This is a genomic window from Synechococcus sp. CCY 0621, assembly GCF_019038465.1.
Taxonomy (GTDB): Bacteria; Cyanobacteriota; Cyanobacteriia; order PCC-6307; family Cyanobiaceae; genus Cyanobium.
Genome location: NZ_JAFKRH010000021.1, coordinates 1 through 20,986, shown reverse-complemented (window position 1 = coordinate 20,986; position 20,986 = coordinate 1). Strand labels below are relative to the sequence as shown.

The 20,986-nt window shown below is 63.0% G+C and carries 21 protein-coding genes and 1 pseudogene; 8 read left to right on the top strand and 14 right to left on the bottom strand.

Going from position 1 to position 20,986, the window contains the following annotated elements:
• Positions 1-12: 12 nt before the first annotated feature.
• Together KUG43_RS07440 and KUG43_RS07435 are read right to left on the bottom strand one after the other, a co-directional pair.
• Positions 13-516: a gamma-glutamylcyclotransferase family protein gene (locus KUG43_RS07440; RefSeq protein WP_216907666.1), complete on the bottom strand. Its 504-nt coding sequence runs from the start codon at positions 514-516 to the stop codon at positions 13-15.
• 1,323 nt (positions 517-1,839) lie between these two features.
• A complete protein-coding gene (locus KUG43_RS07435; RefSeq protein ID WP_216907664.1) occupies positions 1,840-2,580 on the bottom strand; it encodes a hypothetical protein in 741 nt (246 codons plus the stop codon).
• Between the two features lie 377 nt (positions 2,581-2,957).
• Between KUG43_RS07435 and KUG43_RS07430 the strand changes: the two genes are divergently transcribed.
• Positions 2,958-4,166 carry an alpha/beta hydrolase family protein gene (locus tag KUG43_RS07430; protein WP_216907662.1) on the top strand — a complete coding sequence of 403 codons (1,209 nt, stop codon included), beginning with the start codon at positions 2,958-2,960 and terminating at the stop codon, positions 4,164-4,166.
• Between the two features lie 88 nt (positions 4,167-4,254).
• Here KUG43_RS07430 and KUG43_RS07425 read toward each other — a convergent pair whose 3' ends face one another.
• The 7 genes from KUG43_RS07425 to KUG43_RS07395 form a co-directional block, all read right to left on the bottom strand.
• Entirely contained in the window at positions 4,255-4,992 is a 738-nt protein-coding gene (locus KUG43_RS07425) for a PaeR7I family type II restriction endonuclease (RefSeq protein WP_216907660.1), read from the bottom strand.
• Complete coding sequence (locus KUG43_RS07420) at positions 4,989-6,638, bottom strand: Eco57I restriction-modification methylase domain-containing protein (RefSeq protein WP_286194517.1); 1,650 nt, start codon at positions 6,636-6,638, stop codon at positions 4,989-4,991. Before KUG43_RS07420 ends, KUG43_RS07425 begins: the two co-directional genes overlap by 4 nt.
• 302 nt (positions 6,639-6,940) lie before the next feature.
• The gene (locus KUG43_RS07415) at positions 6,941-7,807 is read right to left on the bottom strand and encodes a hypothetical protein (protein WP_216907656.1); all 867 of its coding nucleotides are present in this window, start codon (positions 7,805-7,807) and stop codon (positions 6,941-6,943) included.
• Positions 7,808-8,128: 321 nt separating this feature from the next.
• On the bottom strand, positions 8,129-9,205 hold the full coding sequence (locus tag KUG43_RS07410; protein ID WP_216907654.1) for an IS91 family transposase: 1,077 nt from the start codon (positions 9,203-9,205) through the stop codon (positions 8,129-8,131).
• Entirely contained in the window at positions 9,205-10,113 is a 909-nt protein-coding gene (locus KUG43_RS07405; protein ID WP_216907652.1) for a tyrosine-type recombinase/integrase, read from the bottom strand. Before KUG43_RS07405 ends, KUG43_RS07410 begins: the two co-directional genes overlap by 1 nt.
• 429 nt (positions 10,114-10,542) lie before the next feature.
• Positions 10,543-11,136, bottom strand: coding sequence for a dCTP deaminase (gene dcd / locus KUG43_RS07400; protein WP_094584423.1), 594 nt, complete (start codon positions 11,134-11,136; stop codon positions 10,543-10,545).
• 4 nt (positions 11,137-11,140) lie between these two features.
• A complete protein-coding gene (locus KUG43_RS07395; protein WP_216907650.1) occupies positions 11,141-11,716 on the bottom strand; it encodes a cob(I)yrinic acid a,c-diamide adenosyltransferase in 576 nt (191 codons plus the stop codon).
• Positions 11,717-11,880: 164 nt separating this feature from the next.
• Between KUG43_RS07395 and rph the strand changes: the two genes are divergently transcribed.
• The 4 genes from rph to KUG43_RS07375 all read left to right on the top strand — a co-directional run bounded on the left by rph (position 11,881) and on the right by KUG43_RS07375 (position 15,191).
• Positions 11,881-12,624 carry a ribonuclease PH gene (rph, locus tag KUG43_RS07390; protein ID WP_216907648.1) on the top strand — a complete coding sequence of 248 codons (744 nt, stop codon included), beginning with the start codon at positions 11,881-11,883 and terminating at the stop codon, positions 12,622-12,624.
• Positions 12,625-12,766: 142 nt separating this feature from the next.
• On the top strand, positions 12,767-13,432 hold the full coding sequence (gene ntcA / locus KUG43_RS07385; protein ID WP_502988587.1) for a global nitrogen regulator NtcA: 666 nt from the start codon (positions 12,767-12,769) through the stop codon (positions 13,430-13,432).
• Positions 13,433-13,518: 86 nt separating this feature from the next.
• Complete coding sequence (locus KUG43_RS07380) at positions 13,519-14,766, top strand: DUF3084 family protein (protein WP_216907683.1); 1,248 nt, start codon at positions 13,519-13,521, stop codon at positions 14,764-14,766.
• Positions 14,763-15,191, top strand: coding sequence for a RuvC family protein (locus KUG43_RS07375; protein WP_216907644.1), 429 nt, complete (start codon positions 14,763-14,765; stop codon positions 15,189-15,191). The genes KUG43_RS07380 and KUG43_RS07375 overlap by 4 nt, the downstream gene beginning before the upstream one ends.
• Here the strand turns inward: KUG43_RS07375 and KUG43_RS07370 are convergent.
• From KUG43_RS07370 to psbH, 4 genes are read right to left on the bottom strand one after another with little or no spacing between them, the layout of a single operon-like run.
• The gene (locus KUG43_RS07370; RefSeq protein ID WP_216907642.1) at positions 15,169-15,426 is read right to left on the bottom strand and encodes a DUF3146 family protein; all 258 of its coding nucleotides are present in this window, start codon (positions 15,424-15,426) and stop codon (positions 15,169-15,171) included. The genes KUG43_RS07375 and KUG43_RS07370 overlap by 23 nt on opposite strands.
• 55 nt (positions 15,427-15,481) lie before the next feature.
• A complete protein-coding gene (gene pth, locus KUG43_RS07365) occupies positions 15,482-16,090 on the bottom strand; it encodes an aminoacyl-tRNA hydrolase (protein ID WP_216907640.1) in 609 nt (202 codons plus the stop codon).
• Between the two features lie 13 nt (positions 16,091-16,103).
• Positions 16,104-16,415, bottom strand: coding sequence for a TatA/E family twin arginine-targeting protein translocase (locus tag KUG43_RS07360; RefSeq protein WP_216907638.1), 312 nt, complete (start codon positions 16,413-16,415; stop codon positions 16,104-16,106).
• A gap of 19 nt (positions 16,416-16,434) precedes the next feature.
• Positions 16,435-16,635 carry a photosystem II reaction center phosphoprotein PsbH gene (gene psbH / locus KUG43_RS07355; RefSeq protein WP_015109629.1) on the bottom strand — a complete coding sequence of 67 codons (201 nt, stop codon included), beginning with the start codon at positions 16,633-16,635 and terminating at the stop codon, positions 16,435-16,437.
• 127 nt (positions 16,636-16,762) lie between these two features.
• Here psbH and psbN point away from each other — a divergent pair, with 127 nt between their 5' ends.
• On the top strand, positions 16,763-16,912 hold the full coding sequence (psbN, locus tag KUG43_RS07350; protein ID WP_015109630.1) for a photosystem II reaction center protein PsbN: 150 nt from the start codon (positions 16,763-16,765) through the stop codon (positions 16,910-16,912).
• On the opposite strand, the gene KUG43_RS07345 is transcribed toward psbN, so the two are convergent.
• On the bottom strand, positions 16,900-19,833 hold the full coding sequence (locus KUG43_RS07345; RefSeq protein ID WP_216907636.1) for an alpha-mannosidase: 2,934 nt from the start codon (positions 19,831-19,833) through the stop codon (positions 16,900-16,902). The two genes, psbN and KUG43_RS07345, sit on opposite strands and share 13 nt — an antisense overlap.
• 162 nt (positions 19,834-19,995) lie before the next feature.
• Between KUG43_RS07345 and KUG43_RS07340 the strand changes: the two genes are divergently transcribed.
• Complete coding sequence (locus KUG43_RS07340; protein ID WP_015109632.1) at positions 19,996-20,115, top strand: photosystem II reaction center protein I; 120 nt, start codon at positions 19,996-19,998, stop codon at positions 20,113-20,115.
• A gap of 115 nt (positions 20,116-20,230) precedes the next feature.
• A pseudogene (locus KUG43_RS07335) lies at positions 20,231-20,986 on the top strand (DUF3769 domain-containing protein); the annotation flags it as partial.

Genomic DNA, 20,986 nt, shown 5'->3' with positions numbered 1-20,986 from the left:
AGGAGGGAGGAGTTAGGCCTCGGCAGCAAGAGCCATGTGTTCGGCATGGCGTTCCTGGTCAGGGTCTTGGATCACCGGGACCCTTCTGAGCCTATCGATATACGCGGAAGGGAGGTTGTGTTCCATGGCGCCGGCAACCACCAGGGTTCGGTACCACGAATAGGGCAGGATGACCGTATCGATCCTTGTGGCAACATACGCTTGCACATCAACGAACTGACCAGCCAGCTCGACGGTCTTCGTCTGCTCCTCATATCCAAACCCTAGACCTTCCGCACGATCCAGCCGATGCTTCTCACCAAGAAGAATCGCGTAGACAACTCCATAAACGAGACTGTTTGAATCGGCTGCCGCCTCGATGTCGCACTTGCCCGATCCATCGTTGGCGACCTTATGCCACTTCAGCTCATGCGCCCGCAGCACCGCCACGCCGAGCGGGCGTGCGGACGGAACTCGCTGACGCAGCCTGGCTGTCAGCATGTTGGAGCCGTAGGCAAAGTTCAAACAGTGATCCACGCAACCCTGTGATGGCGAACCTTCGAGCCCATCGACCCGCGGAGGCAAGCTTACAGCTCCTTGGCAATAGAACTCATCGCAGAATCAGATAAACAGCGAGAACCAAGATAATCACGCCATACATACACCAATAAAGTCGATCAGACTTTGCAGTGTTGTCGAGTACGGCGGATGCTGGATTTCATGAGTTGCAGTAGACTCTGACATGATTCCTTAAGCGTACGGCCTGACGACCACCTACATGGAAGCCCTTGCGGGGGCCGCCAACATCGATGCCCACGACGGTGGGGCCGGAGGTATTGGTAGAGCATGGGGCGGCGGGAGCTTGGAACCTGGTCACATGGTTGATGATCAACGGCGGGCTTCGCTCACCGACATTGGCGAAAATCCGATTCCCACCTGCTTAGTCTTGATGCTGAAGAGTAGAAGGTCAATGCAGAAAGTCCCAACCACGCCTCTTTGCCATAGGCAGAGAGTCACCATGAATCGCTCAGATGTGAGACCATAGCCTGAACAGCAAGCTTATCTACGGGAATGCCGCAGACTCGCTTGAGAAGCCTTTACATCATTGAGTACAGCAAGATCACAGGGCCGCCAATAAGATTCAACCGCCGGGAGCCTTGAAGTGCTCTCAATAGCGAGAAGGGTGATGCACCAGAGCATCCTATAGCCTTATGCGAAGCGAAATGATTAGCAGGCCGATTCCCCCGCCTACGAGAAAACCCAGGAACCCGCCAAACAAAAGCCCAATCAAACAAGTTGCTATCGCGAATCCCGCTTGAACTCTTCGTATATCTCGATTGAGTCGGCTGGTCTGCTCTTCAAGCAGTTTACGTCTCGCATTCCGCTTCAGCCGATATTGCACATAGTCCTCAGAGCTTGGCCCCTTTGGCTTCCGCAACGTCGATGGCTGTCTCTGAGAGTTAGACCATGTCTTCTGAAGATTTAACAGTCGCTGTCGAAAGAGTTGAACATTATCGTCCTTGACGAGGTCATCACCTCTGGCTCCGCTGGGCTGGTCGGCCTTGGATGTGATTGAATCATCTTCTTTGGACTCACCTCGATGAGTCATGTTGAAATCAGATATCCACCAACGGGGAACATTCTGCCCCCACTTCATGCGTCGATTGCGATCTTCAGATGTCATGCTGAAACTTCAATTCGGAAGCGAAGCCTGGTGTCGCTTGGAACGCCTGGAGGATTAAGCAGCCTAGCAGACCCTCCAACGCTCAAGTTCAGCAGAGGCAGCCCTATTGAGCGAAGGCCTTGAGGCAACATCAGGCCACTGAGCCTAGGTATCAAAAGATATCCGGGCATTGGCGTTCAGCCTTTGCAGAAGTGATCCAATAACTGGATAGCCCAAGGAGGGTTTGCCCCTACCGAATAAGCCTCCAATTCAATCGCCTTACTGGATGGAGATCCCTTGTACAAGGGTGAACCAAGTTGATGCTTGAACACCTCTGCAGCGTTGACCTGGATTCCCATCGGCTCGCTATTCTTTCCAAGGCCACCAGCCCGACAAGACTGAGCCACATGGGCTGTTTCATGAGCCAGAGCTTCAGCCAGAACTCTGCTACCCATCGATACAGTGGAAGGCCGGATTCTGATTTCCGCCGTACCAGGATCCCATTCGCCAGCGGCATGTTCCATCACCTTGTCGGTGATCAGAAGACGTACTCCTTTTCGCTGCAACCGTGTAACCAACTCGCGAATTGTTCCATAAACAGACAGATCAACTGCTTCTCTGTCAGCTTTGCGGGCTTGATCGATGAGTAGCTCTATGTCAGCAGGCGTCTTGATCCACCAAGCATTTCTAGTAGAGGGACTGTAATGAGCGAACCAGTGGGAGACTACTCTTGGGTTTACCATCAGATAGAGATAGCATCCAACCAGGCCAACGGGGAGTAGCCAAGCAATCAAGATCTTGGCAGAAAGCTGTTGCTTCCTTCTCCTCGGAGTGACTGGCTTGTAATGATTTTGCCGCCTTGCCGGTTTGGTTGCTGGGTTATCTCCTACCGCAGAATGAATTTGGCGTCTATTCGGATTCCTTTTTGAGACACTCATAGGCGCTCCACAGACTGCACAAACAGCCCGGCCGCCAAGACTTCGGTCGTAGACGACCGACTTACTATTGCATTGGCGGCACTGGAGGTTCATAGCGAAAGAAAAAAATGCCGTGCGTCAGGCATTTTCCACTGTTAAGGAAGTCTAACTTATTTCAATCATCCAGGGGTGGGGCATGCAGGCCATGTGGTCATTCCATGGATTTCCATACTAGCTATTCCTATGAAGACGCCGCCGATGCCAAACGGATCCCGCTTCGTCTGGCAGACCACACGCCTCAGCGCTCAGGCCCGCCGTGCGCATGAGAACGCCGAAGTCCTCGGTGATGATGAAGAGCGTATTGGGTCGTCCTCGCTCGACCGCCGGAGATCGTCTCGATGGGGCTCTTCTTTCAAGACCCGCTCTTTGAACGGTTTGCCGTCCGCGCCCTGTCGCACGCGCTCTATGGGGGTGCTGATTTCGGCGAGTGCTTCGTCACGGCTGCGCAGATCACGCCCGCAGATCCGAACAGCTGGTATCGGGCCTGGACCGACACCGCCGACCGTGTGTTTCACATCGCCGAATCCTGTGCGGCGGAAGGCCACTCGGTGAGTGCCCGCGAGGCCTACCTGCGGGCCAGCAACTACTACCGCACCGCCTGGCTGCCGCTCTTCGGTGCGCCGGTGGACGTCCGGCTGGTGGAGGCCTTCGACCGGGAGGCCGAGGCGTTCGCCAGAGCAGCAGCCCGCATGGCGCCAGCGGTGGAGGCCGTGGAAATCCCCTACGAGGGCACGAGCCTGCCCGGCTACTTCCACCGTGCCGATGACTCGGGCCAGCCGCGCCCCACGGTGATCGCCACCAACGGCTACGACGCCACCGTGCATGAGGCGCACTTTGCCCATGCCGTGGCCGCCGTGCGCCGCGGCTACCACTGCCTCACCTTCGACGGCCCCGGCCAGGGCCGCCCCCTCATCCACCAGGGCCTGGTGTTCCGCCCCGACTGGGAGAATGTGGTGCGCCCGGTTGTCGACTACGCGCTCTCCCGCCCGGAGGTGGACCCGCAGCGGATGGCGCTGATCGGCTGGAGCTTCGGCGGCTATCTGGCGCCCCGTGCAGCCAGCGGGGAGTACCGCCTTGCGGCCTGCATCGCCGACCCCGGCCAGTGGGATCTCCTCGAAGCATTGCGGGCGAACCTGCCGCTCCCGCCTTCCGTGGGCGAACGCCTGCCCGAAATCGCCCCCGCCGATCTCGAAGACCTGCAGGACCAGATCCGCTCCAATCCATCCCTGCACTGGACCTTCCAGCGGGCCCTCTGGGTGCATGGCCTCGATTCCCTCGCCGACTACTTCCGAATCGCCGGCGACTACAGCCTCAGGGGACGAGCGGAACAGATCCGCTGCCCCACGCTGGTGGCCTGGGCGGAAGGCGATCCGATCGCGCGCTTCGCGGAGCAGCTGCATGCCGCGCTGCGGTGTCCCCGCACCCTGGTGCGCTTCACCAAAGCCGAAGGCGCGGGCGGCCACTGCGAGGAAATGGCGCGTTCGCTATTCCATCAGCGTGCTTACGACTGGCTGGAGGCCGTGTTCGCCAGCTCTACGCCCGGATGAACGCCCAAGATCAGCGGCGGGCGGAAGTTGTGAATCAACCAAGCTATTCACTGCTCCCGTCCGCTGGATCTTGAAGTTAGATCCTTCTTCAGGCTAGTCGCGAAGCTTCTGAAGCGATGTGACCGGCTAGTGAAGTTATGAATGTCTTGAGGCTAGTCATTGGAGAGAGTTCAGAGAACTCTCCTGAAAGGGCAGCCTCGCGGGGTGAGGCCAGTAGGCAAGCAGAACTGTAGAGTCCTTCCCTCATTAGCTTCTGACATAGGAGATCATATCTGCTGAGATAAGAAGCACCTTGAAACTCTTCAAGGACAGGAAAGTGAGGCGAGGCGTCTCGCACAGCTCTCCGTGAACCAGGGGCATCTTCGACCATCATTAGCCACCCTATGAAAGGTCTTGGCTGGTTGCCAAGAGCCCCTTCCCTGTATGCGGTCCAAAGATCATGAGCAGTGCCTATAGCTTCTTCTGTTCGATTGTTAAAGTTGTTACCAAAGGATCCCACTTGGCTCTTCAGTTCAACAGCTGCAATGAGCTCACCTCTATGTAGAACCAACAAATCCCACAGCTTCGTAGGCCGAAAGAATCCAGGCAGAGTAAGCATTGCTCGATTCATATGGATATCTGCATGTGATAGGCCGTTTAAGTTAACGATGTCAATAATCAGCGAGAGGAAGCCGTCCATATTCTTCCCTGATGTAACACCAGCTCGCTCCCCTTGATCTGCTTTGCCCAAGGCGAGTTGGCGTTCTTTGGCTGCATCGCGATTGCCCCAAAATTCCTTAACCGCCTTGTGAGTCTTCTGCTTGTAGTCTGCCAAATCTAACGTCATCTGGTTGCAGCCTTCTCCAGGGAATCCAAATCATCAAGAGTTAAGCCGAAAAGCGTGCAAACGGCTTCATCGCAGGCGGCGATATCCCTAGAAACGGCTGCATCGGCGAGCGCCATCTTCATTGACTCAGACAAGGAGCTCCATTCTGGTATCCGTATTCGCCGCAAGTATTGGGCCTGGAATCGCAGGAAGCCACCTCTCATCTTTGTAGAATAGACAGAAATAAAGGCACGTGATAGCGAAGACAACAGGACGGCTTGAAGACTACGCAGGTCCCACTCTTCTGAAACGATGTAGTACAGGTTGTGGTGAGGATAGAATCTACCATCTTCGTAGACAATATGAGATTGGCCTTTGATATCTGGCACTAGAAGCTTAGGCTTGCGTAAAAGAGAGGGGGTAATTCTATCAATTGTGCGATACCAGTTCCTGGGATTCTTCTGCGCGCAATGACGTCCAGAAATGATTGGCCTTCGGGCTTCAAGATACCGGTTTAGCCTTGGATACTCTGATAAGTCAACCAAACCTCCGTCATCTTTGAACGGATTGATAATTCCCTTGCCCAGCCAACCAACCTCCCCACTTGCTATGTCTCTAGTCCTTACAAGCGGCAGTTTGCGATCATCTTCAACATCAAGCTTCTCATAATCAGCAATAAAAGCCCGATCAGCACCAGTTGCAACGCCAATTCCAACCTTGCAGCCTGCCTCTTCGAGCGTTGGAAACTTTTCCTCTAGGCGTCTGATTAGTTCAATCTGACTGGAACCGCTCAGAAGCCATGGATCTGAATCATTCGTAATACCAGAGGCGAAGCGGACCCTCTCCTTTGTGCCATGATTGCCAGTAGTAAGTTCTACCGCAAGGGCTTCTAGGGCCTCTTGAGTAATGACAGGATGCCGTGCGATATGAGTAGGCCCAGGAGTTCCTCTTTCAATAATTGTTATGGCAGGATAAGCGATTACATCAGACTGGAATGCCTGAGTGTCAGACATGTCGACATAGATTTTTAAGTGATAATCCCCAGATACCAATTTTCTCAACGGACCTCCATATTTATTCTTCATCCAGCGATCTGCACATATAAAACCAAGTACGCCACTTGGTCCAAGTAGGCCTAGAGACCGCTCAATAAATGGAATATAGATATCCGCTCGATCGTAAAGTGTACTGAACCGACTTCGGTATTCTCTGAGTAGCGGCGCAGGGATTAGCTCTTGACGAACATACGGAGGATTCCCGACTACGAAATCAAACCTTCCTTCGATAGGTGCAAGGAGATAATCATCATTCTGCAACCACTTGTTTACTAGAGGCCCTGCGTCCTTCTCTGTAATACCTTCCTGGGTCAGAAGTTCACGTATTGCGTCTCGCGTGTCTTCGAATGTCTTCTTGTGTAGCTCAAATGCAACTATTGAATCTTGAAGTTCCATTCTAGTCGGATTCCGCGACTTATGTATTCGCCAAGATCCCAAGAGTCTCTTTATTGCTGGAATCAGGAAGTCTCCACCCCCAAAGGAGGGCTCTAAAATCCTCAGTTGCGAAAGATCAGATGTAGCCTTGTAGCCAGATAAATCCAGAATAAAGTTAACTACTTCTGGCTTGGTGAAAACCGCCCCTCTGGCCTCAATTCCATCTCCGGCCGCCAAGTGGTGAATCGCTTCTCGCACCTTGGAAGACCGGCTAGCGGGAGGCATGGAAGGGAAAGAAAGCTTCAGCTCACCTTGCCGTGCTTGCATCACTGCTGAGCCCCGTGGTAGTCCAAGTGTACCATCGCCTCGTTATTTGGATTCATTTTGCGATGCTGACCATCCAAGTACTTTTTAGACTGAGGTAGTAGTTCATCAAGCTTGGTTCCAACCCACCCGTTCAGAATGGATCGATCGCCGCGCTCACCGAAAAACTAGGAGCGCCGCGAGTAATTTTTCCAAGTGCAGCGCTTTGTTGTGACTTATACGACTAGCCATTTCAATTTCGCCACATTACAAAACAGATTGAAGGCAGAGTAATGGATGGTTTCTTCAATCTCATACAGTTCATCCAATCGCATAAGTCGTCCGTGAAGTCGAAGATAGTATTTTGCAATTGGATTGTGATCTTGGATTTCTTGACAAGCTTCAACGGTCATTTGATGTAGATACCGGAGGTTTTCAGGAGCATTTGCGCTCTCTTGCCCGAACTCACGCATTTGCTCAAGCATAGAATTTAGAGAAACATCCTCAATGAACTCTGGCTCAGAATGTGCGACGCCACTCGTTCCAGCTTGATAGTAGTTCCATTGCCTATGATTATGTAATCGCTCTACTTTAACAAAATTGGAGTTTTCAACGACCGTTTGGGCTTCAGTATGGCTATAAAGGTCATCTAGTGTGCAGAATGCCGGAGCAGCGTATATAACAAGGGCTTTACGGCGCAAATGATGAGACACTTTTTCAAGAATTCCTTGTTGGTGCTCTGCAATCTCAAATCGCCAGTACTTAGAGCTAAAGCCGTAACCTTTTAGAAGCGATGACGCTCTTCTCAGAGGAGTTGGCCGCTTTGCTTGAATTAGTAGGTTAGTGTTAAACGTAGGTAAACGTCGCTTCCTACCAAGCTTGCGCCACATAAAACCCCACCTTAGATTATCGAGAACTACACCCTTTGGTATGTCGTAGTAACCAAATAAGTCCCAAAATAAAGGGTGCTCAGCCTCTAACGCAGCATCAATTCCAAATTTACCTTCAAACACTTGGCCTGGGGTGGCAATCCGGTGGCTTCCAAACCTTAATTCGTTGTATAGAGGAGCTTCAAAGTCCTTTTCTTCAAATTCTGCTTTCATATGTCACTCATATTCGGTATCGATAGTGCCATAACGATTATGGATAGATCGTGCGCAGCCACGATCTTATCCGAAGTTGAACAAGCCGGCAACTCTGGAGCTCAAGGCTTACTGCAGAAACGTCAGGCCATATTTCACACTTGCTTTAGCTTCTGGCCTAGGTGAAATGACCTGCCGTCGAGGCCTCGGCCTCATCTGTCTGTTGGCCACTGCATCATAGGGGTGCAGACAGGCCGGCAGGTCAGTTCTCTCTTGGAACCAACCATCATCGTCTCCACTTTCTAATCACTACCGTGTATCTCCTTGGCTTCTCTGGCTGATTCAACTCAACTGGGGTCTGATCTCGCGCACCCTCACGGCAACAACCTCCATCACCCCTCCGCACTGCGGACAGCAGATTGGAGGCTTGGGTTTTGGCCGCCATGGTTCTGGCAGCGCCACTCTCAACAGCAGCTGCACCACCTGTAGCAGGCCCAAGCTGTTGCCATGCAGAAGGCCGTAGTCACGGGCACGACGAAACCGCTTGGGCAGCACATGACGCAGCAGCATCCACAGGAACTCTGCCCCGGTGGCGTTCTGGATCATCTCCTGACCCGTGTTGTCCCGCGTCCGAAACGTCACCATGCCATCGCGATCGGAAAGGATGTTCTTCTCCGGCAGCACGCCACGGTAGAGATAACGCCCCAGATAAACCAGTGCCTTCTCACCAGGGCCGACAGACTTGCAGTGCACAATCCAATCTCTTGGGATTGGTGCGTTCACGCTCAAGCCCATTCTCCGCATTCCCTCCAGCCACTTAGCACGGAACACTTTGGCAAGATTGGCCTCAGGGAAGAGATATCCCCTGGCCTTCCAGCGCCACTCTTTTCCGTTTGCTTGCCCTTGTCTCTGTTGATGGATGACACCAGCAGGGACAATCAGATGCACATGGGGATGGTAGTCAAGCCTGCGGTTGTGCGTGTGCAGGATCGCATGGGCTCCGGTCACCCCTTTCAGCTTTGGATCCCGGCGGGCAAATGAATCAACCGTTTGCCAAGCTGTTTTCAGCAAGAGATCATAGGTTGTTCGTTGCCGGCTCCAGAACAGTGCCCGCAACTGAGCCGGTACCGTAAACGTGATCAGGAAATACTCCACTGGCAACAGCTTGGCCTGTTGCCGTTCAATCCAGCGCTGGCTTTCGTGATGCTGGCAGTGGGGGCAACTGCGATGGCCACAGGAATGGGGAACCTTGATGCTGTGGCGGCAGTTGCTGCACTGCAGCACCATCAGGTCGCTGCCCTGGCGGCGACAACGCCGCATCGCCTGCAGGGCCTGGCGGTGACTGGGCAGCAACTGATCGCCGTGGAGCCGCTCGAGCTCACCCTGGTGGCGCTCCACCACATCAGAGAGGAGGATCATCAGCCTTCCTCCTCCCAGCGCAGCTGGAATCCGTTGAGCAGCCTCTCGATGCGATCACCGCTCTGATCCCGCACCACCTGGGTGATGTGGGCGTAGCGGGTGGTGGTGTTGCTGTTGCTGTGGCCGAGCAACGATTGGATCAGGCGTAGATCCATCCCCTGCTCCAGCAGGTGGGTGGCATAGGCATGGCGCAGGGAGTGCACCGTGAGCCGTTTCTCGATGCCACACTCCATGCGGGCGGCCTTGAGCGCGGCCTGGACACCGCTGGCATCCATCGGTGCGCTCGCCATCCGGACGATGAACTGGCTTCCGGCCGGACTGGGGAAGAGCAGACGGGGGTGACGGTGGGTTGTCCAGAACCTGCGCAACGATTGGAGCGTGTGATCGGGCATGGGGACATAGCGATCCTTTCCGCCTTTGGCATCGCGGATGTGCACACGCCTTTGGCTGCCGTCAATGTCCGCCACCTCCAGTCCCAGGCCTTCACTGATTCGCAGACCCAGGCTGTAGATCACCAGCAGAAAGATCCGGTAGCGCAACTTGCGTACCCTGTTGATCAGGGCATGCACTTCCTCTCGGGTGGGAATGTCCGGGAGAGTGCGTACACGGGGAGGCCGAATGATTTTGATCCACTCCATCTCGCGATCGAGCACATAGCGATGGAAGAACTGCAGGCTGCAGAGATCTACCTTGATCGTGCTCCATGAATACTGCTCCAGCAGAGCGGAAAAGTAGCTCTTTAACTCATCAGGACTAAGATCATCGGGACAGCGTCCAAAATGGCCGGCCACCCTCCTCAATGTTCGGCTGTAGCTATCAATGGTCTTGTCGCGCAAGCCATGCAGCTGCATGGCTTGCAAATTGGCATCAAACAGGCGATCAAAACGCTCTTGGTCAGCAGGATTCATCTCAGCAGCTTCCCAGCGGGAAGATGACAGGGGAAAGCACATCCGAGGATGTGCATCCCTCAGTGTCTTCCCGGCGACGGCGATCTCGTTCCGCTGAGAACAGGCTCCGTCCTACGGCAGGCCTGCGGCATGGCAATTAAAGCGTGCACCTGGTGCTAGAAACCGCAGCAGCTCAACTATATTGGCTTTGCAATCTGCCGCGAAGCGGCTTAGTTCAACTCTTTATTGGGCGGTTCCGATAACCACCCAAAAGCCAGACTCCCAGCCGCATAAGGAAAAGTTGCAGCGCAGGCCATTCCCTTGGAAGCCTTCCGTCGCAGCTACTGAGCGCAATAGCGCCGCTCCAGCCAAGCGATATAGAAGGACCTGATAACCACCTGTCCGCTTCGCTACAGAATCCCCATTCCCCTGCCAATTGACCCACCCCCCTCAAACCTTCGCCAGCGTCACCCGCTCAGGCTGGTGCTGGTACTTGCCCTGGCGGTCGTTGTAGGTGGTGGCGCAGGGGTCGCCCTCGAAGAACAGCAGCTGGCAGATGCCTTCGCCGGCGTAGATGCGGCAGTCGGCGCCGGAGGAATTGCTGAACTCCAGGGTGAGGTGGCCCTCCCAGCCGGCTTCAGCCGGGGTGGTGTTGACGATGATGCCCAGCCGCGCATAGGTGCTCTTGCCCAGGCAGATCACGGTGATGTTCGACGGCACCTTCATCTTCTCCAGCGCCACCCCCAGCCCGTAGGAATGGGCCGGCAGGATGAAGTAGTCGCCGTCTTCGTCGCTGTGCATCGGCGCCGGCTCCAGGTTCGCCGGGTTGAACCGCTTCGGGTTCATCACCGTGCCCGGCACGTGGCGGAAGATCAGGAACTCCTTCGGCGACAGCCGCAGGTCGTACCCGTAGGACGAGCACCCGAAGCTCAGCACCGGGCCGGTGCGGCCCTCCGGATCCAGGTGGCGCACCAGCGTCGGCTGGAACGGCTCCAGCATCCCGGCCGCGGCCTGTTCGTTGATCCAGTGGTCGTTCTTGAGCATGGCGTCAGCCGCCGCGGCGCAACTGGGTGACCTGATCGGCCATCGCCATCAGGCTGGCCGGCATCGAGGGGCCCGTCAGGATGACATCCAGATGGGCCGGCCGCTGTTCAAGCGCCTCGATCACCGCCTCCGCGCTCAGATACCCCAGGGCGATCGCCAGCCCCAGCTCATCGAGCACCAGCAGATCCAGGTCGCCCTTGAGCAGCCGCTCGCGGCTCACCTCCCACACCTCGGCCACCGCTTCGAGCGCCTCCTCGGCCGTGGCCCCCTCCTCCCCTTGGGACCCCGGCGGCCCATCCAGGCAGTGGGGCGTGCCCGGCCGCAGCCACTCCAGCCGGCCGCACAGCCGCAGGCTGCCGGCCGGCCCCTGCTCCACGCCCCCTTTCAGGAACTGGCTCACCAGCACCCGGCTGCCCAGCCCGGCGCTGCGCAGGGCCTGGCTGAACACCGCCGCGAAGCTGCCCCGGAACGGCGCCGTGTGGATCTGCAGCAGCCCCTCCGGCTGGCTCACCAGTCGCAGAGGCGGCACCAGCGCCACAGGCCGATGGGGGTGGGAGGTGTCGATGAGGCTGGCGGTCATGGACACCCCAAGGAAGCGTTGGTGTGAAGGGTCCGGACGGCTAGCCCCAGCCCCTCACCTCCCGAATGTAGCGGCCCCTGCCGGCTCGGCACACCATCGGTAGTGGCTCGGAACAGACGTACCACTGGCGCCGCCTACGCTGCCCCTTCCCTGCCAAAGCCCGCGTGCCCACTCCCCGCAACGACGGCCGCCGCGCCGACGAGCTGCGCCCCGTGGGCTTCGACTGGGACCCGATGGGCTTCGCGCTGAGCTCGGTGTTCTTCTCGGCGGGCCGCACCCGCGTGCTCTGCAGCGTCTGCCTCGATCCCGAGGTGCCCCGCTGGCGGCGGGGCTCGGGCAGCGGCTGGCTCAGCGCCGAATACCGCCTGCTGCCGGCCTCCACCCCCAGTCGCCAGGGCCGCGAGCTGATGAAGCTCTCCGGCCGCACCCAGGAGATCCAGCGGCTGATCGGCCGCAGCTTGCGGGCTTCGCTCGATCTGGAGGCCCTCGGCGAGCGCACCCTGCTGGTCGACTGCGACGTGCTCCAGGCCGATGCCGGCACCCGCACCGCCTCGATCACCGGCGCCTGGGTGGCCCTGGCCGCCGCCCTGGAGCGCCTGCAGCAGCAGGGCATGCTGGAGGCCTCACCCTTGCGCCAGCAGGTGTCGGCCGTGTCGGTGGGCCTGGTCGATGGCCAGGCCCTGCTGGATCTGGATTACTCCGAGGATTCCCGCGCCGAAGTCGACCTCAACGTGGTGATGGACGAACAGGGGCGGCTGCTGGAGATTCAGGGCACCGCCGAGGGCGCCCCCTTCCCCCGCTCCAGCCTCGACGCCCTGCTGGATCTGGCCGAACCGGGCCTGCGCGCCCTGCAGGAGGCCCAGCGCCAGGCCCTGGCTGTGGCGGCGGCCACACGCACGACCGGCTAAAGAGTGTCATTGGCTACATGGATCAGCCAGGCCGATCCATAGGTTCCTACCCATTCGCCACGCCTTAATGGTCGGCGCCACGCGTGGCTTCAGCCGCTACCCCAGCAGCCCATCCAGCGGATCCCCCGGGTCCGTGACGCCCATGGGTGCCCCCGGCACCAACACCGTCACCCTGCTGGAAGTGATCCGGGGCTTGGCCGGCAGCAGCGTTGAAACCATCGAGCGCGGCAAGACGATCTTCTTCCCCGGCGATCCCGCCGAGCGCGTCTACCTGCTGCGCCGCGGCGCCGTGCGGCTCTCCCGCGTCTACGAGTCCGGCGAGGAGATCACCGTGGCCCTGCTGCGGGAAAACAGCCTGTTCGGGGTGCTGTCCCTGCTCACCGGCCAGCGCTCCGACCGCTTCTATCACGCCATCGCCTTCACCCGGGTCGAGATGGTCACGGCCCCGGCCACCTCGGTGCGGCGCGCCATCGAGCAGGACGCCAGCGTCGGTCTGCTGCTGCTGCAGGGCCTCTCCTCCCGCATCCTCCAGACCGAAACCATGATCGAGACCCTCACCCACCGGGACATGTCCTCCCGGCTGGTGAGCTTCCTGCTCGTGCTCTGCCGCGACTTCGGCGTCCCCGGCAGCGAGGGGATCACCATCGACCTGCGCCTCTCCCACCAGGCCATCGCCGAGGCGATCGGCTCCACCCGGGTCACCATCACCCGCCTGCTGGGCGACCTGCGCAACGACGGCCTGGTCCAGATCGACCGCAAGAAGATCACCGTCTTCGACCCCATCGCCCTGGCCAAGCGATTCAGCTGAGATTCAGCGGACCGGCTGGCCCCAGCCGGGTGCCAGGAGGCCACCGGCAGGGATACTTGGTGCACCGCAAAACCGAGGCGCAGACGGTGTCGGGTTGGCTGCTGATCCTGGCCCTTCTGGTGCTCGGCGGAGTGCTCTCCACCCTGGGCGACCGGCTCGGCAGCCGCGTGGGCAAGGCGCGCCTCAGCCTGTTCAACCTGCGGCCCCGCAAGACGGCCGTGGTGATCACGGTGCTCACCGGCAGCCTGATCAGCGCCGTGTCCCTGGCGTTGATGCTGCTGGTGAGCGAACGCCTGCGGGTGGGGCTTTTCCAGCTCGACCAGATCCAGGACCGCCTGCGCGACAGCCGCAGCGCCCTGCAGCGCAACAAGGGTGAACTGCAACGCACCCGGGGCGAGCTGGAACGCAGCCGCCTGGATCTGACCACCGCCGAACGTCGCCGTGACCAGGCCCTGGCCAGCCAGCGCCGGGCCCAGAGCCAGCTGCTGGCCGCCGAGCGTCGTGTCGACACCCTGCGCCGCGAGCTGCAGCCCCTGCAGGCGGAGCGCGCCCGGCTGGAGGCCGAGCGGGCCCGGCTCAGCCGGGAGGTGCAGGGCCGGGACGCCGAGATCCGCCGCACCGAGGCCGAGCTGACCAATGTGCGCCGTCGCATCGCCGCCGGCGAGAAGGAACTCAAGGACCTGGAGACCAACGTCATCGCCCTGCGCCGCGGCGATGTGGTGATCGCCAGCGGCCAGCCCCTGGCCACCGCCAAGGTGCTGCTGCAGCGCCCCGACCAGGCCAAGCAGGTGATCGATGCCCTGCTGCAGGAGTCCAACCGGGCCGCGTTCCAGCTGCTGCTGCCCGGCCAGGCTCCCAACCGCCAGATCCTGCTGGTGCCCCGCAGCGACATCACCCGGCTCGAATCGTTGCTCGCCACCCCTGGCGCCTGGGTGGTCAGCATCCGCTCGGCCGCCAACGTGCTGCGGGGCGAGACCCAGGTGCTGGCCTTCCCCGACCTGCGCCCCAACCGCCAGGTGGTGGAGCAGGGGGAGGTGCTCTCCCGCACCGCCCTGGAGCCCGACGTACGCGAGCTCGACGCCGTGCGCAGCCGCCTCAACCTGATGCTGGCCGCCGCCTTCGCCAAGGTCCAGCGCCAGGGCACCCTGGCCAACGGCCTCCAGTTCGATGCCGCCAGCCTCAACGCCCTCGCCCGCGAACTCAGCGAGCGGCCCGCCGGCGTCACCGCCAACCTCGAGGCGGTGGCCAGCCAGAACGCCGACACCCCCGACCCGATCAGCGTCGAACTGCGCTGGATCCGCAAGGACGCCCCCACCGGACCCCTGCGGCCATGACGGCAGGCCCTGGCCCCCTGGCCGGACTCGATCCCGGCCGCAGCAAATGTGGCCTGGTGCTCACCGACCCCGAGCGCCTGGAGATCCGCCAGGCCCTGGTGCTGCCCCCCGAAGAGGCCTGGCAGCGCCTGCAGGACTGGCAGCGCCACCAGGCCCTGGCGGCCGTGGTGATCGGCGACGGCACCGGCAGCGGAGCCTGGCAGCGGCGCCTGGAGCCCCTGCTGCCGGTGGAGCTGGTGGATGAGCGTGGCACCACCCTGGCGGCGCGGCGCCGCTACTGGGAACTGTTCCCCGCCAGGGGCTGGCGGCAGTTGCTGCCCCTGGGCCTGCGCCAGCCCCCCCGCGACTGGGACGACGTGGTGGCCCAGCTGCTGCTGGAGCGCCGGCTGGGGCGGACGCTGATCAGAACGACGCCCGCACCGTGAACACGTAGTCGCCACCGGGTTCGAGCTGGTAGTCGGCCTTGAGCAGGAAGCGCAGCAGGGCGTCCTGGATCAAGGCGCGGCCCAGGGAGGGCTCCACCTGCAACTCGCCCCGATCGAACGCCCAGCGGAAGCGCCACTGGAAGCTGCCGGCGCTGATCTCCCCCTCCAGCAGACAGGGGCTGAAGCTCTGGCGCAGCACCCGCAGCTGTGCGTTGGTGGCAGGAAGGCGACTCACGGGAAGCGGGGGATGCGGCGGGTGGCGGGGGTGCCGCCTGTCTCGATCGATGCTCTCAGGATGGCGGCGGATCGGCCCGAAAACTGTTCAGGCGATTGGCGGCCCGTTCCAGACCCAGCCGGCGGATCAGGTCGATGCCCGCCTCCACCTCCGCCAGCACCGTCTCCAGCACCGGCCGGTCGGCGGCGGAGAACTTGCCCAGCACGTGCGACACCGTGCGGGCTCGGCGCTCCTCGGGCGTCTCACCGGGGGCGCCGATGCCGATGCGCAGCCGCGCGAAGGACTCGCTGCCCAGGTGGGCGATCGTGCTGCGCAGTCCGTTGTGGCCGCCGGCGCCGCCCGAGGCCCGCACCCGCAGGCGCCCCAGGGGCAGGTCCATGTCGTCCACCAGCACGAGCATCTGGGCGGGGTCGAGCCGGAACCAGTCGAGGGCGGCGCGGATCGAGCGGCCGCTGTCGTTCATGAAGGTCTGGGGCATCAGCAGCCGCAGCCGCTTGTCCCCTTGGCCGGTCTCGGCCAGCAGCCCGTGCAGGCGGCCCTGGTTGCGGAAGCTGGCGCCACCGGAACTGGCCAGCCGCTCCAGCACCATGAAGCCGACGTTGTGGCGGGTGTCGGCATAGCGGGCGCCGGGATTGCCCAGCCCCACCAGCAATTGCAGATCCAACGGATGGCCGCCCTCAGCTGGAGGGGCCGGCGCTCTCCTCAACCACCACCACCGGCGTGGCAGCTTCCGTGACGGCTGGGGTCACGACGGCCGCGGTGTCGGCAGCCGGCGGAATGGCGGCAGGTGGACCGGAGATGTCGATGGGCTGGTCGGTGCCCACGGCGGTGCGGAACTCCTTCTCGAACTCCTGCGAGGCCGATTGGAAGCCGCGCAGGGTGCGTCCCAGGGTCTTGCCGAGCTCGGGCAGGCGCTTGGGTCCGAAGACCAGCAGTCCGATGGCGGCGATGACCGCCATCTCGGGCAGACCGATGCCGAAGATGTTCATGGACAGGGGGCGAGAGGAATCAGCCGACGCCGTTCCAGTTGACGTTGATGCCCTCGAGCAGGAGGGACTTGTTGTACAGCTGCAGGATCACCAGCAGAAACACCAGGAAGAGCAGCATGAACACGCCCATCACGGGGGTGGTCCCCCAGCCGGGCACCACCTTTCCGTACTCGGAATTCAGGGGGCGCAGCAGGTTTCCCAGACGGGTGCGTTGGGCCATGGCAGCTCGGACCTCTCGGGCACGGGATCGCGGTGCTTACTGTAAGCGTCTCGCCGGCCACACCGAGATGGGCTGTCGAGAGTTGTGACGGAAGTCCCGCGCCCCCTGCCCCGCCTGAGAGTCCCCCATGGATCCCGCCGCCAGCACCTCCCCCGCCCTCTCCGTGGCCCTCGCGGTGCTCGCCGTGCTCCTGGCCCTCACCGGTTTCGGCGTGTACACCGCCTTCGGCCCCCCGTCCAAGGGCCTCACCGATCCCTTCGACGATCACGACGACTGAACCGCCACGACCTTCTGCAGCGTCCAGTGCCCCAGCTGCCAGGGGCTCAGCTGCAGCGGATCGCTGCCACTCCCGTCCGCCAACCTGTGGCCCAGGCCGTCGCAGCGCTCCAGCACGGTCCAGTCGGGGCCGATCGAGAGGCGGCGCCGGCAGGGTCCGAGGTTCTGGACGCTGAGCAGCGCCTTCCCAGCCCCCCCCTGGCCATCTGTCGCCGCCAGCGGCCGCAGGGCCACCAGCTGCAGATCGTCGCCGAGTGCAGGAAAGAGCGTTTCTGCCGCCACGGCTGAGCCCCCCGCCGTCGCCACCGGCCGGCACCAGAGCGGTTCCCGCAGCCGGGTGGCCTGCTGGGGCGCAGCAGCCGCCCGCCAGCCGCCGGGGCAGGGCAGCAGGGCCAGCCGCTGCCGCTGCCAGCCGTTGTCGGCGCCGGGATCGGGCCAGGTGGGGGCCCGCAGCAGCGACACCCCCAGGCGCTCGGCCGTCGCCGACACCCCTTGGGGGCCGTCCAGCAGCACTGCCAGGCCATCGCCGCGGCCCGGCCCCACCGAGGCCAGCCAGCTGATGGCGCTCACCTCCCAGCGGGCCCGCTCCCGGGCCGTGCGGGCCGTGGCCGGCCGCTCGATCACCCCGCCGGAGGTGTCGGCCGCCCAGCGGCAGGCCGGCGCGGCCAGGGGAATCTCCAGCCGCAGCAGCTCATGGCGCTGCTGCCACTGGGTGCTCAGCACCAGCTCCAGCCAGGGGCTGCCCGCCAGCAGGCGGCCATCCAGACGCACCGGACTCTCGCCGCAGCGGCCGCGCCAGACAAAGCGGCCACACAGCGGCCCCGTCTCCAGCCATTGCGGCGCCCCCTGCCAGCGCCACTCCAGCGGGTGCTGGCGGTAGTCGGCGGCCAGGTCCCAGGCATCCCAGAACTCGCCCCGGTCACGCCAACGGCACCAGGCCAGCGGCCCCGCCAACTGGGGCGTGCCAGCCGCATCAAACACCTGCTCCACCCCCGCCGGGCCGATCAGCGCCGAAACCAGACCGTTGCCCAGGCGCCAGTGCTCCGGCCCGCAGCCCTCGGCCCGCTCCAGCCGCACCGCCGCCTCCACGGGCCAGGCCTTCGCGCCACTGCCCTGGCGCCGCAGCTGTTGCACCCCCACCCCATCGAGGCCGGGGATCTGCAGCCACTGACCGCCGCCGGGAGCCGGCTGCCCGTTCAAGCGCCGGCCGCCGTCCGCCCCTGCCAGCCACCAGTCGCCGGCCGGCAGCCGCAGGGTGCGGGGCTGGGCCGGCAGCGGCTGGAGCTGGACCGCGCACCAGGCGTTCCCTGCCCCGGCTGGCGCCCCCCCGGCCAGACCCCGCCCCAGGGCCCGGTCGCGGCGGCGGGCGGCCCGGCGGCGGGCGGCCCGCCACTGGGGTTCGGCCTGCTCGAACACCTCCGGGATCGAGGTGCCCGGCAGGATGTCGTGGAACTGCTGGAACAGCAGGCTGCGCCAGTCGTCGTCAGCGGCCTCGGCCGGCTGAGCGAACAGCGCCGCGGCCAGATCCGCCTCCCGCAGCAGTCGCTCCAGGGTGCGGTTGTGGCGCTTCTGGTCCGGGCGGCTGGTGGCGCAGCCCCGGTGCAGCTCCAGGTAAAGCTCGTCGCGCCACACCGGCAGTTGGTCCGCCAGGGACTCCAGCGGCTCCAGGTAGGCCCGCAGGCTGCCGTGGCGCTGGCCGGCGGCCACGGGCTGGCCCTGCCAGAGCGCCAGCTGCTCCAGCATCTCGGCGGTCGGCCCGCCGCCGTGGTCGCCCACCCCGGGCAGCCACAGGGCGTCGGCGCAGCCGCTGGCCCGCTGCCACTGCAGCCGGTAGCGCTCCATCGCCACCGGATCGCCGTCGGTGCCGATCGGCGCCGTCATCAGGGCCAGCACCTCGGCGCCGCAGCGGCTGCGCCAGCGGAACAGCCGGTGGGGGAAGGGGTTGGTGGCATTCCAGGCCAGCTTGTGGGTGCAGAACCAGCGCACGCCGGTGGCGGCCGCCAGCGCCGGCAGACCGGCCGCGAAGCCGAAGCTGTCCGGCAGCCAGGCGAGCCGGTGGCTCCACTCCGGGAAGGTGCGCAGGCTGTAGGCCTGGCCCTCCTGGAACTGGCGCAACAGCGAGGTGGTGGAGAGCAGCACGCAGTCGCTCTCCACCCACGGGCCGTTGAGGGGTTCGAAACGGCCCGCCTCCATGGCCCTCCGGACCCGGGCGAACAGGGCCGGCCGGTGGCGCTCCAGCCAGGCGTAGAGGGCCGGGGTGGAATGGCCGAAGTGGAGTGAGCCGAAGCGCTCCATCAGGTCGAGGGCGGAGGCGAAGGTGTGCTCCGCCGCCTGCCAGGTGTCGGCCACCGGCCACAGCCAGGCCAGGTCGAGGTGGGCGTGGCCCAGCACCTGCAGTCGCCCCTCCCCGGGGGCCTCCCCATGGCCATGGGCGCGGCGCAGCTCGCGCAGCTCCGCAACCGTGGCCGCCAGCAGGCCCTGGGGATCGGCCGGATCGAGCGGCTCGAGCTCAATCCGACTGGTCATCAGGGCGCCGTCATCGTGCACCGGGCTGCGCAGCCGCAGCTCCAGATCCAGGGCCTCCCCCTGCCACCAGCGCTCGGGCAAGGGCCAGCGGCAGGCGGTGTCGAACAGATCGCCGCTGTGGACCCGCTGTCCATCGACCCACAGCTCGGCCCGGTCGGCCCACCAGCGCAACACCAGCCGGGCCCGGGCGCCCGCCGCCAGGGGCCGCCAGGGCTCCGGGCAGGAGCAGCGCAGCTGCAGCTGTCGCCACTGGCCGCCCCGCGGCCAGATGATCAGGCCCCGGGCCGCCCAGTCGGGTCGGTGGGTGCGTCCCCACGCCTCCCCCAGGGCCGGACCGCTGCCGCCCCTGGCCTGCGGGCCCTGCCAGAGCGGTTGGAGATCCAGGGGCCGAAGCATGGGGAACGTGACCGAAACGTTTCAATCGGAGCCGGTTGCCCCTGCCAAACGGCATTGGACAGGCTGAATGGCCAACCACCACCCATAAGATGATGCGGCTGCCGAGGGGTCATCGAGACCCGTACCGGCGCCCGTCACTCCCTGTCACCCGCCGGACAGACCATGCTCGCTCTCAAGATCTCGGTTTACTCCGTCGTCTTCTTCTTCATCGGGATCTTCGTCTTCGGCTTCCTGGCCAGCGATCCCACCCGCTCCCCCAGCCGCAAGGACCTGGAGGACTGATCCCTTTCGCGGCGTCGCCCCCCGCCACCCGTCCCGACAACCGGACCGCTGCGGGGGGCAGCCCCCGAACTCCCATGGCAGGATCGGCCGCGACCTTGCCGCCCATCCGCTACCTGTGGTGCTCCATCCCCGCTCGGGACGTCGCCAGGCCGCTGAAGGCCTGACCCCTGGGATGGGCCTGTGGCTGAGCCTTTGTGGTGTGCTGGCGATGACGGCCGCCCCGGCCCAGGCACGGCCGGACTCACCCTCCAGGCTTCAGGCCGCCCTGGCTCAGATCACGCCAGCGACGGCTGCCCCCACCACGGCCAACCCCTTCGAGGACGAGCCGCAGAGCGAGCCGCAAAACCAGCCGCAACCTGCACCGCGAGCCGGGGTCGAGCCCCCAGCCGAACCAGCAGCCCCCACCCCAGCACCCACGGCCACGTCGGCGCCGGACGTCGACCCGGCCACGGCCAGCGACGCGGTGCCCCTGGAGCTGGAGCTGACCGCCAACCAGCAGGGCTACGACAGCCAGCTGCAGCGTTTCGTCGCCACCGGCAGCGTCATGGCCCGTCTGGCCGGTGGCCGCCTGCTGGCCGACCGGCTGGAGTTCGAGGCCAGCACCCGCACCCTGCTGGCGGTGGGCAACGTGCGCTTTCAGCGCGGCCAGCAGTATCTGCAGGGCAGCCGCCTGCGCTACGCCCTGCTGGAGGGGGTGGGGGAAATCGACGACGTCTACGGCGTCATCGATCTGGACAGCACCAAGGAGGACTTCGACCTCGAGCAGGCGGCGTCCACACCCCTGCCGCCGCCGGAGCCGATCAGCTGCACGCCGTCCTATCCGGCCGTGCCCCAGTGGCAGCCCTACCCCTGGGCCGTCACCGCCTGGGCC